Origin of the sequence: Lentilactobacillus kribbianus (assembly GCF_013184075.1) — a bacterium.
Taxonomy (GTDB): domain Bacteria; phylum Bacillota; class Bacilli; order Lactobacillales; family Lactobacillaceae; genus Lentilactobacillus; species Lentilactobacillus kribbianus.
In genome coordinates this window covers 209,037-222,484 of record NZ_JABEQQ010000002.1, presented here as the reverse complement: position 1 = coordinate 222,484, position 13,448 = coordinate 209,037, and the positions used below count along the sequence as shown (strand labels likewise).

16 protein-coding genes and 1 other annotated feature (1 of these 17 only partly in view) are annotated in these 13,448 nt (G+C 37.7%); all 16 genes read right to left on the bottom strand.

Translation table 11 applies throughout. The annotated features are described in order from the left end of the window. Nucleotides 1-189: a binding site (T-box leader), on the bottom strand (it extends 48 nt beyond the left edge of the window). 51 nt (nucleotides 190-240) lie between these two features. The 16 genes from HII32_RS05850 to glyA all read right to left on the bottom strand — a co-directional run bounded on the left by HII32_RS05850 (nucleotide 241) and on the right by glyA (nucleotide 13,439). Continuing rightward, nucleotides 241-1,443 (bottom strand): FtsW/RodA/SpoVE family cell cycle protein, encoded by a 1,203-nt coding sequence (locus HII32_RS05850; protein ID WP_172189277.1) that lies wholly within the window; start codon nucleotides 1,441-1,443, stop codon nucleotides 241-243. Between the two features lie 18 nt (nucleotides 1,444-1,461). After that, nucleotides 1,462-1,683, bottom strand: a complete 222-nt coding sequence (locus HII32_RS05845; protein WP_172189275.1) for a DUF2969 domain-containing protein — start codon at nucleotides 1,681-1,683, stop codon at nucleotides 1,462-1,464. A 23-nt stretch (nucleotides 1,684-1,706) separates the two neighbouring features. After that, nucleotides 1,707-2,021 carry a membrane protein insertion efficiency factor YidD gene (gene yidD / locus HII32_RS05840; RefSeq protein ID WP_216655655.1) on the bottom strand — a complete coding sequence of 105 codons (315 nt, stop codon included), beginning with the start codon at nucleotides 2,019-2,021 and terminating at the stop codon, nucleotides 1,707-1,709. Then, on the bottom strand, nucleotides 1,990-3,000 hold the full coding sequence (gene mreB / locus HII32_RS05835; protein ID WP_172189271.1) for a rod shape-determining protein: 1,011 nt from the start codon (nucleotides 2,998-3,000) through the stop codon (nucleotides 1,990-1,992). Before mreB ends, yidD begins: the two co-directional genes overlap by 32 nt. Before the next feature lie 122 nt (nucleotides 3,001-3,122). Further along, nucleotides 3,123-4,433 (bottom strand): UDP-N-acetylglucosamine 1-carboxyvinyltransferase, encoded by a 1,311-nt coding sequence (gene murA / locus HII32_RS05830; protein WP_172189269.1) that lies wholly within the window; start codon nucleotides 4,431-4,433, stop codon nucleotides 3,123-3,125. Nucleotides 4,434-4,466: 33 nt separating this feature from the next. Then, nucleotides 4,467-4,697 carry a DUF1146 family protein gene (locus HII32_RS05825; RefSeq protein ID WP_172189267.1) on the bottom strand — a complete coding sequence of 77 codons (231 nt, stop codon included), beginning with the start codon at nucleotides 4,695-4,697 and terminating at the stop codon, nucleotides 4,467-4,469. Between the two features lie 125 nt (nucleotides 4,698-4,822). Continuing rightward, the gene (locus tag HII32_RS05820) at nucleotides 4,823-5,251 is read right to left on the bottom strand and encodes a F0F1 ATP synthase subunit epsilon (RefSeq protein WP_172189265.1); all 429 of its coding nucleotides are present in this window, start codon (nucleotides 5,249-5,251) and stop codon (nucleotides 4,823-4,825) included. Between the two features lie 12 nt (nucleotides 5,252-5,263). Beyond that, nucleotides 5,264-6,682 (bottom strand): F0F1 ATP synthase subunit beta, encoded by a 1,419-nt coding sequence (gene atpD, locus HII32_RS05815; RefSeq protein WP_172189263.1) that lies wholly within the window; start codon nucleotides 6,680-6,682, stop codon nucleotides 5,264-5,266. A gap of 30 nt (nucleotides 6,683-6,712) precedes the next feature. Further along, complete coding sequence (locus HII32_RS05810; RefSeq protein WP_172189261.1) at nucleotides 6,713-7,621, bottom strand: F0F1 ATP synthase subunit gamma; 909 nt, start codon at nucleotides 7,619-7,621, stop codon at nucleotides 6,713-6,715. Nucleotides 7,622-7,639: 18 nt separating this feature from the next. Beyond that, a complete protein-coding gene (gene atpA, locus HII32_RS05805) occupies nucleotides 7,640-9,178 on the bottom strand; it encodes a F0F1 ATP synthase subunit alpha (RefSeq protein ID WP_172189259.1) in 1,539 nt (512 codons plus the stop codon). Nucleotides 9,179-9,204: 26 nt separating this feature from the next. After that, nucleotides 9,205-9,747 carry an ATP synthase F1 subunit delta gene (atpH, locus tag HII32_RS05800; protein ID WP_172189257.1) on the bottom strand — a complete coding sequence of 181 codons (543 nt, stop codon included), beginning with the start codon at nucleotides 9,745-9,747 and terminating at the stop codon, nucleotides 9,205-9,207. Further along, entirely contained in the window at nucleotides 9,734-10,252 is a 519-nt protein-coding gene (atpF, locus tag HII32_RS05795) for a F0F1 ATP synthase subunit B (RefSeq protein ID WP_172189255.1), read from the bottom strand. The genes atpH and atpF overlap by 14 nt, the downstream gene beginning before the upstream one ends. A gap of 35 nt (nucleotides 10,253-10,287) precedes the next feature. Then, nucleotides 10,288-10,500 (bottom strand): F0F1 ATP synthase subunit C, encoded by a 213-nt coding sequence (gene atpE, locus HII32_RS05790; RefSeq protein ID WP_172189253.1) that lies wholly within the window; start codon nucleotides 10,498-10,500, stop codon nucleotides 10,288-10,290. 22 nt (nucleotides 10,501-10,522) lie between these two features. Next, nucleotides 10,523-11,236 (bottom strand): F0F1 ATP synthase subunit A, encoded by a 714-nt coding sequence (gene atpB, locus HII32_RS05785; protein WP_172189251.1) that lies wholly within the window; start codon nucleotides 11,234-11,236, stop codon nucleotides 10,523-10,525. A 267-nt stretch (nucleotides 11,237-11,503) separates the two neighbouring features. Then, nucleotides 11,504-12,133, bottom strand: a complete 630-nt coding sequence (upp, locus tag HII32_RS05780) for a uracil phosphoribosyltransferase (protein ID WP_172189249.1) — start codon at nucleotides 12,131-12,133, stop codon at nucleotides 11,504-11,506. Nucleotides 12,134-12,200: 67 nt separating this feature from the next. Further along, a complete protein-coding gene (glyA, locus tag HII32_RS05775) occupies nucleotides 12,201-13,439 on the bottom strand; it encodes a serine hydroxymethyltransferase (protein ID WP_172189247.1) in 1,239 nt (412 codons plus the stop codon). Nucleotides 13,440-13,448: the final 9 nt, after the last annotated feature.

Below are 13,448 nucleotides of genomic sequence, written 5' to 3'. Positions count from 1 at the left end.
AAAATCAGCCTTAAGAGTAATTTCTCTATTAACGCAATAATGAGCGTCAACCATTATTAATTTACTTGCAAGTTCATTAATAAACAAAACATCAAAGACCATATTCGAAAATCTCTACCGGCTTGCTTTCACCTTACCAAGCTCTCTAAACAGTGTCTGACCTTCTACTCATCTTCTCATTTGTTTTTAATAATTATTGTGTCTTAGTCTACTGAAAAAAACAAATAACGTCAAGTCTTTTTAAGAGAATTCTTTATCTTGGCCAAACATGTAGCTCTTATTATGATATTGCATGGACATCACTAACCCTATACCAATCATATTACCGACTAGTGCCGAACCACCAGCACTGACAAATGGCAAAGGAATCCCCGTAAGAGGCAGAAGGCCAATACTCATACCGATATTTTCAAATACATGGAAAACAATCATCATAATAACACCGGTGGAAATATACGCATAAAACACATTTCTAGTTTCAAAGGTTACCTTAATCATTTGATAGATTAATAACAAATATAGAAAAATTAATACGGCACTACCAATAAAACCAAAATTTTCTCCAATAACAGAAAAAATCATATCAGATTCTCGAACCGGGACGTAAACATGTGATTTATCAAAACCAGTTCCGAAAATGCTCCCAGAACCGATCGCTTTCATACTTTGCCAAAGTTGATAACCCTGATTGGTCGTATCAGCTTGTGGCTTTAACCAGGTATCCACTCGATTAAATTGATATGCTTGAAAACCAACTTTTTCCAAAATTTTACGTCCACCATCGGTTGCTACCAATGATAAAGCTGTAATTCCGATTGTCGCTACCCCAATAAAAGCTGGTAAAATGATTTTCCAAGTTATGCCAGAAACCAAAATTAGACCAGCTAAAATAGCAAAGAAGACCAGCATAGTACCAAAATCATTTTGTAATTTTAATAATACAACTACTGGCAAAGTCCAAATTGCCATCTTCCCCAGTAACATCCAATCACTTTTAGTTGTTCGTTCTGGGTACAAATCATTATGCTCAACAATAACTTTAGCCATCATTAAGATAAATGCCGGCTTCATAACTTCTGATGGTTGAAAGGTAAATGGTCCTAATGCAAACCAACTCTTAGCTCCGGTATTAGCGAAATATGCACGACTATAAAAGATTAACACAGCCGCTAAAAGGAGAATACCTGCCCCATAAGCATAAGGCGCTATTTTCCATAACTGTTCAGAATCAAACTGCATAATAATCACTACTGCTACCGTCCCAATCGCATACCACATCAATTGCGAAATAACTGATTTAACCACACTTGTGGAACTAGAATCATGATTAGCGGCAACATAAATTGATCCTAAACCAATTAAGGCCAGCATCAAAACGCAAAAAATGATTCCCCAATCAATTCTAGATTCGGCATCATCTTTTCCTCTACGACTAACTTCCAAAATATTTCTCCTTTCAACTTAGTGATGTAAGTGAAAAGCTTTAATCAATTCTTGGATTCCTTCATCAAAATTAGCCACTTTGTAGGTTTCACCATTAGTGGTTTCAATGATAAACTTACCATCTTGTTCTTTGACACTGCCAATTGAATTACCCGAAATAACTACTTCAGAAATCGCTTGTCCAGTGGCATTTTTTGTTTCATTAATTTGAACCCCAATACTCTTTTTTGCCTTACTCATTATTTATCTCTACACCTCAACTATTATTTTAAATGCATATCCCGGCGATACTTGGCAGCTGCTTCTTTATTTCGATGAATCGAAAAATGGTCCGGTACTGGATCGTAACCACCCTTAACAAAGGGATGGCATCTTAAAATCCTAGCCGTCCCCATAATGATTCCCTTAATAGCCCCGTGTTTTTGAATGGCTTGAATCATATAATTACTGCACGTAGGATAGTACCGACAAGTTGGTGGAAACAGCGGAGAAATATACCTTTGATATCCTCTAACCCAAAAAATAAAAAATGATTTCACAAAAAACCTATTTTTCTTCCTTTGTCCCTGGTTTACCATGCTTATTGTATTGTTCTAACAAAACACCCGCACCCTTGGCAACGTTATCAAGTGGGTTTTCTGAAATAATAACTGGTACAGTTAATTCATCAGCCATAACCGTATCAATGCCAGTTAACAAGGCACCACCACCAGTAAGCATTATGCCTCGATCAACAATATCGGCTGCTAATTCTGGTGGAGTCACTTCCAATACTTCCTTAGCTCCATCGATAATCAATTGAATGGTGTCATGAATAGCACTAGCAATTTCATTACTGGTAATAGTGACAGATTTAGGCATTCCCGTCACCATATCACGACCACGAACTTCCATTTCCTGTGGATTGTCATCATTTAATTTGGCAGTACCAATTTCAATTTTAATTTTTTCAGCAGTATGTTCACCAATTTGAAGTGAGTGATTTTGTTTAATATAGGCCACAATTTCGCTATTCATCTTATCACCAGCAACTCGAATAGACTTACTAGAAACCACATCACCTAATGATAGAACAGCAATATCACTGGTACCGCCCCCCATATCAATGACCATGTTACCACGAGGTTGGAAAATATCCATTCCTGCACCAACAGCAGCCACTTTAGGTTCTTCTTCAAGATACACAGTACCACCACCAGCTTTTTCTGCTGCTTGAATAATGGCATTACGTTCGATTTCAGTCACGTTGGTTGGGGCACAAATCATAATTTTAGGACGTGACATAAATCCTTTAACATTTAATTTATTAATAAAATATGTGAGCATTTCTTCAGTAATATCAAAATCAGAAATAACCCCATCACGAAGTGGACGAATTGCGCGAATATTACTAGGAGTTCTCCCCACCATTTTGTAGGCTTCTTCTCCGACAGCAAGCACCTTACCGGTCTTAGTATCAATCGCAACAACCGATGGCTCGTTTAACACAATTCCTTTACCAGAAACGTAAATCAGTACGTTTGCTGTTCCCAAATCAATTCCAATATCTCTTGCCATCTACGAATTTCCTCCTAAAAGTACGTTAATCTCAATTTATAATTATAGCATATTCACATCTTAAACCAATTAAATCTTCAATAATAAAAAGGCCACGATGTTAAAATCTTGGCCTTAAATCGTTATTTTTCAACTTTATTTTCTTCTACTACTACTTCAGTTTCTTCTGGAACATCAATACGCTTAATTTCTGCTCCTAATGAAGCTAGTTTTTGGTGGAAATTATGATACCCACGATCTAAATATTTCAAATTGCGAACTTGAGTATAACCTTTGGCCACTAAACCGGCAAGTACTAACGCAGCTGCAGCTCTTAAATCTGTAGCAGCCACTTCAGCACCACTAAAATCGGTTGGACCTTCCATAACCACGGTTCTTCCTGAAATATTGTACTTAGCATTCATTCGGCGTAATTCTTCCAAATGCATAAACCGATTTTCAAATACCGTCTCAGTCATTGAGCTACTACCTTCAGCAGCTAATTGTAAAATAGTCATTTGTGGCTGCATATCAGTTGGAAATCCTGGATGAGGCATGGTTTTAACTGCTACTGGCTTGAGGTGTTCAGGGCCAATAATTCGAATACCCTCAGCAGTTTCGTTAACAATAACTCCCATTTCCTGCATTTTAGCAATTAAAGGTTGGTTATGTTCAGCGATAGCACCATCAATAAAAATATCACCTTTAGTTAAAGCACCAGCCACCATAAATGTCCCTGCTTCAATTCGATCCTGAACAACGCGATGTTCAGTCCCGTGCATACTTGGTACTCCCTCAATTCTTAATTGTTCAGTACCAGCACCCACGACTTTAGCGCCCATTTTATTTAACACATTAGCTAAATCAACAATTTCTGGTTCACGAGCAACATTTTGAATTGTAGTGGTTCCCTTAGCCAAGGTGGCCGCCATCATAATGTTTTGGGTAGCCCCTACACTTGGAAAATCAAGGTAAATATCAGCACCATAAAGACCATTTGGTGCGCTAGCTTCCACGTAACCAGCATGTTGTTCAATTTGAGCTCCCAAAGCGCGAAGTCCTTTTAAATGTAGGTCAATTGGCCGTGAACCAATCGCACATCCACCAGGTAAGGCCACTTTGGCATGTCCCAATCGAGCGACTAAAGGACCCATGACTACGATGGATGCTCTCATTTTAGAGACGTATTCAAATGGCGCTTCACTAGATAATTGTGATGTTGCATCAAAAGTAACAGTATTATTGGCTTCATCAAAATCAACGTCGACATTTAAGAATTTAAGAACATTATTCATGAGATATACGTCTGACAACAAAGGAACATTCGAAATCACACTTTTACCTTCGCTGCCTAAAATCATAGCCGCTTGAATCGGTAAAACTGCGTTCTTGGCACCATCAATATGTACAGTTCCAACTAATTTATTACCACCGTGAACCACAATCTTTTCCACAATCCGGACCTCCTACAATTGCAATTTAGTATTTTATTTAACTAAAAAAATTAAGTTTCTGATATTATCAATTAACGACATAAAAAATTCACTGGCATTATATCCCAGCAAAATCGACAAAAGAATAATAAGTAATTTCCCTTGTCTAGCTCTCATTGGAATGTATCTTTCAATATGTAATTCCTGAATACACCAAAAGGCCAAACTAATAAAAATAATATAAGCTAATAGTGTAATTAACGCAGTAACTCCAATTGATTTCAAGTAAACACCTCCAACGAGATAACTATAACATAGCCCGTTCAATATATCAGTCATTTTGGGAAGTCTTAATAAAAAAGTGAAAAGGACTAATCAGCTTTCTGCTGATTAGTCCTTTTTTGTAAATATTATTGATCTTTATCAATTTTAGCAACATTAATACGGTTAATAGCACGTCTCAAAGCAATTTGAGCTCGATCAAGTGATTGTTGATCACGCTTTGCTTTGGCCTTTTTAATCTCAGCTTCAGAACGTTCCTTGGCACTTTGAGCCCGAGCAACATCAATATCACTTTGATTTTCGGCACTATCAGCAACGATCATGGCTTTATTATCAATAAACTCAATAAATCCACCATTAACCGCAATTCTATCTTCCTGATCCCCATATTTGACACGAGTTTCAGCAATCTCCAAATTAGCAATTAATGGTAAATGGTTAAGCATAATACCAATTGGCCCAGTCTGTGTTGCGACTTCAAGTAAATTGGCATCATGTTCGTATACTTTACCGTCTGGAGTAACGATACTAACCTCAATCATTGGATGATCTGCCAATTAGTTTCCCTCCTAGCCTTTGGTGCTTTCTTCTAATTTCTCAGCATTCTTTAAAACGTCAGAAATTGGGCCACAATTACGGAAAGCTTGTTCAGGAATTTCATCATATTTACCATCCAAAATTTCCTTAAAGCCTTGAACTGTGTCTTCAACAGAAACATAACTACCAGGCATACCGGTAAATTGAGAAGCTACTGAGAAGTTTTGTGATAAGAAGAATTGAATCCGACGAGCACGACCAACAATGGTCTTTTCTTCATCAGAAAGTTCATCCATCCCAAGAATTGAGATAATATCTTGAAGTTCTCGGTAGCGTTGCAATACACGTTGAACCGCAGTAGCCACTTCATAATGTTCTTGACCAACGATATGTGGATCCAGGGCAGAAGAAGTTGAAGCAAGTGGATCAACGGCAGGATAAATACCTTGTTGAGTTAATGAACGTTCCAAGTTGGTTGTAGCATCCAAATGGGCGAATGTTGTTGCAGGAGCCGGATCAGTATAATCATCGGCAGGCACATAAACGGCCTGAATCGATGTAATGGCACCTTTATTAGTTGATGTAATCCGTTCTTGTAATTGTCCCATTTCGGTAGCTAACGTTGGTTGATACCCAACGGCAGAAGGAATTCGACCAAGTAAGGCAGAAACTTCAGAACCGGCTTGAGTGAATCGGAAAATGTTATCAATAAATAACAACACATCTTGTCCAGCAACATCACGGAAGTATTCCGCAATTGTCAAACCTGTCAAGGCAACTCGCATACGAGCTCCAGGGGGTTCGTTCATTTGACCATAAACCATGGCGGTTTTTTCCAAAACGCCTGATTCTTTCATTTCATAATACATATCGTTACCTTCACGGGTTCGTTCTCCGACACCTGTAAAGACAGAAATACCATTATGACCTTGTGCAATGTTATGAATTAATTCTTGAATTAAAACAGTTTTACCAACACCGGCACCACCGAACAACCCAACCTTACCACCACGAATATATGGTTCAAGTAGGTCGATAACTTTAATTCCTGTTTCCAAAATTTCAGTTGATGGAGTCAACTCATCGTATTTTGGTGCTTCACGATGAATTGGCCATCTTTCGGCATCGGGGCCGAAATCAGGGCCACCATCGATGGGATCCCCCAAGACGTTAAATACTCGACCTAAGGTATCATTACCTACAGGAACACTAATTGAAGCTCCAGTATTTTCAACCGACATTCCACGACGTAGTCCTTCAGTTCCGTCCATGGCAATAGTTCTAACAACCCCATCACCTAATTCCAACGCAACTTCGACTACTAATTCTTTATCGTCGTTTTCGTGAATTACTAAAGCATTATTAATTTCGGGTAATTTTTCGTCCAAGGAGAATTCAACATCGACAACTGGTCCAATAACTTGAATAACTTTACCAGTACTCGTACTCATGTTTGCTAACTCCTCTATCTTAAAGTTTAACTAATTTTTAAGTGCTTCTTGTCCACCAGTGATTTCAGTGATTTCAGTAGTAATCGCAGCCTGACGCGCACGGTTATACTGTAGTTCCAACTTATCAATTAAGTCGTCAGCATTATCAGAAGCAGACTTCATTGCAGTTGAACTTGACGCATGTTCAGATGTCTTAGCATCCAAGATAGCTCCGTAAACGAGGCTTTCTGAATACTGAGGCAAAATAGCAGCCAAAACAGCTTCATTAGATGGTTCTACATCAAAGTCAGTACTTAATTCATGTACTGGAATATCTTTGGATGCATTATTATCTAAGGTTTCACTATCAATTGGCAACATTTTTTCTGCTCGGAACGTTGACATAATCCGATTAACGTAATGTTCATAACAAACATATAATTCATCGAAATCACCATCATCAAACATTTCCGTTGCTGTTTTGACAATCTCACTAACTTCTTTAAATGTAGGAACGTCGCTGACTCCACGATATTCATAACTAACATTGGCACCACGTTTATGATAAAAATCAGAACCGGTACCACCAATAGCTAGAATTTGGTATTCTTGACCATTACTATGCTGATCGATAAACTGGTTAGTTTCTCGTAACACATTACTGTTATAACTTCCAACCATGCCTCGATCAGAGGTAATTACCAAGTATGCACTTCTTTTAGGTTTGTTTTCAGCTGTATCTTCTTGACTTGAGGACTCTGTTAGATTATCTAGCAAATGAGCCTGAGCTAGATGATAAACTAGTGATTTAACTTTACTAGCATATTCATCATAGTTCTTGGTATGCTTGAGAATCTGGTTTAGCTTTGATTGCGAAACCATTTCCATCGCATTAGTAATCTGCCGAGTTTTCTTGGTAGATGTAATCCGATGTTTTACATCGTTTAACGATGCTCCCATTACTATCGTCCTCCTTTACTAGTCACCTAATGCAGCTTCTTCTTCATCCTTTTTGTTTGGCTGAAAAGTCTTAGCAAATTCGTCAATGGCTGTATCAAGTTTATCAGTATCTGGTAACTTACCAGTCTTGGCGATTTCTTCTAAGAGATCAGCATGGTGTGTATCAAAGAAATCAAAAATGTCATTTTGATATTGTTCGATATCATCAAGCTGAATTTTATCTAAATATTTCCGAGTCAAGCAATAAAGAATTAAGACTTGTTTTTCGACTGGAAGTGGAGAATGTAATGGTTGCTTAAGAACTTCAACAGTTCTAGCACCACGATTCAATTTAGCTTGGGTAGCTGCATCCAAATCAGAACCAAATTGAGCAAATGATTCCAATTCTTTATATGAAGCCAAGTCCAAACGCAATGTCCCAGCAACTTTCTTCATGGCCTTAATTTGAGCATCCCCACCAACTCGAGAAACAGAAGTACCAGCATCAACGGCTGGACGAACACCTGAATAAAACATATCGGCATTCAAGAAAATCTGTCCATCGGTAATAGAAATTACGTTAGTTGGAATATAGGCAGAAACGTCACCAGCTCGAGTTTCAACAATTGGTAAGGCGGTCATTGAACCACCACCTAATTTATCGTTTAGCTTAGCGGCCCGTTCTAGCAACCGTGAATGAGTATAGAAAATATCACCAGGGTAAGCTTCACGTCCAGGAGGACGACGAAGAATAAGTGAAAGTTCACGATAAGCATCAGCTTGTTTTGAAAGATCATCATAGACAATCAAAACATGTTGGCCGTTGTTCATGAAATATTCACCCATTGTTGCACCAGCATAAGGAGCAATATATAGCAATGATGCTGGTTCAGATGGTCCGGCATTAACAACAATTGTGTAATCCATGGCCCCATATTGTTCTAGGGTTCTAACGGAAGAACGAACTGTTGATTCCTTTTGACCAATAGCAACATAAATACAAATCATATTTTGATCTTTTTGATTCAAAATAGTATCAATGGCAATTGAGGTTTTACCAGTCTTACGATCACCGATAATCAACTCACGTTGGCCTCGTCCAATTGGAACTAATGAATCAATGGCTTTGATACCTGTTTGTAATGGTTCAAAAACAGATTGACGAGCCATGATACCAGGAGCTTTATGTTCAATTGGCTTATGATCAGCAGCGGTAATACTTCCTTTACCATCAATTGGTTGACCCAAAGAGTTAACCACTCGTCCAACTAAATCATCGCCAACTGGTACTTCCATAATTCGGCCAGTTCGTTTAACAGTATCGCCTTCACGAATTCCTGTATCCTCACCCAAAATCATGATACCAACATCGTTGGTTTCCAAGTTTTGAGCCATTCCATAAACACCATTTGAAAATTCAAGCAATTCACTCGACAAAGCATTTTCGAGCCCGTGTGCACGAGCGATACCATCACCGACATATGTAACGATACCTGTTTCTTCAACATCGAGTTCATTATTATAGCCTTGCAGCTGTTGCTTGATTAGAGCACTGATTTCCTCAGCTTTAATGCTCATAAAATTCACCTCTTTAATAGATATCGTTAGTTCAATAACAGCTTTTTAACTCTGTCAATATTATTTTTAACACTACCATCAATCACAGTATCATTAGACTTAACAATTAAGCCACCCATAATACTAGGATCAATTGTAACGTTTATAAGAACTTTTTTGGCTCCAACTCGTTGGGCATATGCTGCCGCAATGCGATCTTGTTGATCTTGACTAAGTTCAACAGCAGAAGTAACTTCTGCTCTCACAATATTTTGATCAGCTTCATAAAACTTTTCAAACTCATCAACAATTGTAACAAAATCATCGAAGCGGTTATACTCACGAATTATCTCTAATAACCGTTTGGTAAACGCAGATGCGGAATCTAAAATTGGTGATAAAAGAGATTTTTTCGTATCAGAGTTAACAGTTCCATCACTAAGGATAGAACCCAACGTTGGGTTTTGAACGAAAATAGATTTAACATCGAAAAGCTCTTGTCGCTCTTCATCTAAATTACCATTTTCCTTTAAAACTTCTAAAATAGCTCTTGCATATTTTTTGGCAGTTTCAATTTTATCTTGACTCATTATGCTTCCCCAACCCTTCGATATAAGAATCAACGAGTGCCTTATGATCATCCGAATTTAGATCTTTTGAAATGATCTTGGAAGCAATTTCAATAGATAAGCTTGCAACGTCCTTTTTAGAGTTAGCCAAAGCTTCTTGTCGTTGTTGCTCGATATCTTTTTCAGCGGCAACTTTCATACTAGCAGCATTATTTTGTGCATCTTCAACAATCTTGTCACTTTGTTTTTGACCAGTTTGTTTAGCTTCACTAATAATGGTTGAGGCCTCTTGACGAGTACTTGCAAGTTCAGTTTGTCGTTGTTCAGCCAATTTTGTAGCATCCGCTCGTGATTTTTCAGCAGAATCAATATCATTTGCAATTTTATCAGAACGATCCTTCATCATTTTCGTTACCGGTTTCCAGGCAACAAGCTTGATAAGACACATTAAGATAATAAAGCTGACTGCAATATAGGCCATATCACCAACATAAAGTTGAGCTCCAACTACAGAAAACGAAAACATCTACTGGCACCTCCTTCATTAAATTTTCGATTTTATTACTTGTTCATAAGTAACAAGGCGATAACGAAGGAAAGGATTGGCATAGATTCAACCAAACCAACACCAATAAACATTGTAGTACGTAATTGTCCAGCCATTTCTGGTTGACGAGTCATACCTTCCAAAGTCTTAGAAATAACAATAGCATCACCGAAACATGCACCAATAGCAGCACCAATCATAACAATAGCAGTTGCAAAAACACCCATAATATAAAACCTCCTAAATTTTTTATTCCTCGATTTCAATTTTTCGAGAAATGTATACAGATGACAATGTAACAAACACATAAGCTTGAATACATCCAACAAAGACTGAGAAGCCTTGCCAAACCATTTCTACGGGTAACATGGCAATCGAAGTTCCTAGACCACCTTTAACGGCCGCACTAGTAATCATGCCCAAAAGCATTTCACCAGAATAAATATTCCCATACAAACGAAGTCCTAAGGTCAACAAGTTAGTAAATTCTTCAAAGAAGTTAATAACGAAAAATACCTTAAATGGCTTTAAAAAGTTTCCAAAATGATTACGATATCCTAATCGTTGTACTCCCAGGAACTGAGCGAGTAACAGCGTCATTGCTGCCAATGTCATTGTTACTAATGGATCAGCAGTTGGACTCTTTACATAAACAACTCCGCCAACATCCACATGGAATAACAAGCCTTGCAAGTTTGAAATCAAGATGAAAAAGAAAATTGTAAATGACCAAAGTCCTAACTGTCTTCCTTTACCATCCGGGATAGTTGATTTAATAATACCGTTAGTAAAATCAACCATATATTCTAGTACATTCTGAGCTTTACCAGGTTTAAGCGTAATATGTCTTGACAACGCGAATACTAAAATAAATACGAGTAAACACGCTAGCGTAATCGAAACCATGTTACTAACATTAAAAGTCATGCCCAAAAATGTAAACGTAGAAGTCGGTTCTCTCATAGGTTCTCACCCCTTTCAGTCTTAGATTCCGCAGAAAACGATTATTATTATTTCATCGTTTTAATGCGATCGTATTTGTCCAAAAGCCTGCGACCAATACAAGTTAAATAATACCACCATTACAATTAAATTTCAAAGCAAAATGAAATCCTTTTCAAACATTATTATCTAAAGATTAAAAGCGCTTTCAAAATAGTCAAAAAAACGCTTTCGAAATTAACTAAAAAAGATAAACCCAATCTCATTATCAGGTTTATCTTTTCGAAATTATTTAGTTCCAAATAATCTGTCACCGGCGTCACCTAAACCAGGAATAATATAACCGTCCTCGTTTAAGCCTTCATCTAAAGCAGCCGTATAAATATCGACATCTGGATGAGCTTCTTGTAATGCTTTGACTCCTTCAGGAGCAGCAACTAAGCAAACAAATTTAATATTGTTACCACCGCGCTTTTTCAACGCGTCAATTGCCATAATGGCAGAACCACCAGTAGCTAGCATTGGATCAACAACAAAAATTTGGCGTTGATTAATGTCAGATGGTAACTTAACAAAATATTCGTGTGGTTCAAAAGTTTCTTCATCACGATACATTCCAATATGGCCAACCTTAGCAGCGGGGATAAGGTTTAAGATGCCATCTACCATTCCGATTCCAGCACGTAAAATTGGAACAATTGCCACTTTTTTACCGGAAATTTGCTTAGCATGGGCAATGCCTTCCGGTGTTTGAACATCAACATCTTCCAGAGGCATATCTCGTGAAACTTCAAATGCCATTAATGTTGCAATTTCATTAACAACTTCCCGGAATTCTTTAGTTCCACAATTTTTATCACGAATCATTGTTAATTTGTGTTGAATCAACGGATGATCCATAACTTGAAATTTACCCATTAAACTTCACTCCTTTTAATTTTCTTCATATATTGTATCACAATCATTCTTTATTTCATTGGTGATTTTAGTTAATTGGATGAAGTTCAACTAGTCGTTGTACTCCTTCACTGACCTTTTTCAAATTAGCCTTATCATCAGGTTGTGAAATAGCCATTAAAATCAATTCTGCTACTTGTTTTGCATCGGTTTCTTTAAAGCCCCGCGTAGTGATTGCGGGAGTTCCGATTCTTAGGCCACTAGTTTGCGAAGGTGGCAATGGATCTGCCGGAATCGCTTCTTTATTGGTTGTAATGTGTACTGTATCCAATAAATCTTGCACTTGTTTACCATTTAAGCCACTCTTAGTTAAATCTAGTGTCATCATGTGATTATCAGTACCACCAGTTAAAACAGAAACTAAATCAGATTCAGCAAAAACAGTTGCCATCGCTTGAGCATTTTTAATAATTTGGCGAGTATATTCTTTAAAATCTGGTTTTAGGTCTTCATAAAATGCAGCTGCTTTACCAGCAATCACGTGTTCTAATGGTCCCCCTTGATTACCAGGGAATACGGCTGATTTTATTTTTTTAGCTAATTCTTGCTTAGCTAGAATCATGCCACCACGAGGACCTCTTAAGGTTTTATGGGTTGTAGTAGTAACCACATCAGCAATTCCCACTGGACTAGGATGTAATCCAGTGGCCACTAGACCAGCAATGTGAGCCATATCCACCATAAGATAAGCACCCACTTCATCGGCTATTTCTCTAAAACGTTGCCAATCAATAATTCTACTGTAAGCAGAAGCTCCGGCAACAATAATTTGCGGCTTTACTTCTAGGGCCATCTGTTCTACTTGATCATAGTCGATTAATTGGGTTTGTGGATCCAAACCATATGAATATGAATCGTATATCTTACCAGATGAGCTAACTTTGGCGCCGTGAGTTAAATGACCACCAGCATCCAAGCTCATCCCTAAAATACGTTCGCCTGGCTTTAATAATGCAGCATAAACTGCTTGATTAGCCTGAGAACCTGAATGAGGTTGAACATTTACATATTCAGCATTAAATAGTTCCTTAGCTCGATTAATAGCTAAATTTTCAACAATATCAATATACTCACAACCGCCATAATAACGATGGCCAGGATAACCTTCAGCATATTTATTTGTTAGCACTGATCCTTGAGCGGCCATTACGGCATTAGAAACAATATTTTCAGAAGCAATTAATTCAATCGTGTTTTCTTGACGTTTTTCTTCATTACCAATTGCATCCCACAATTCTGGATCATCCATCTTATAATCGTAATTCATTGACAAAGA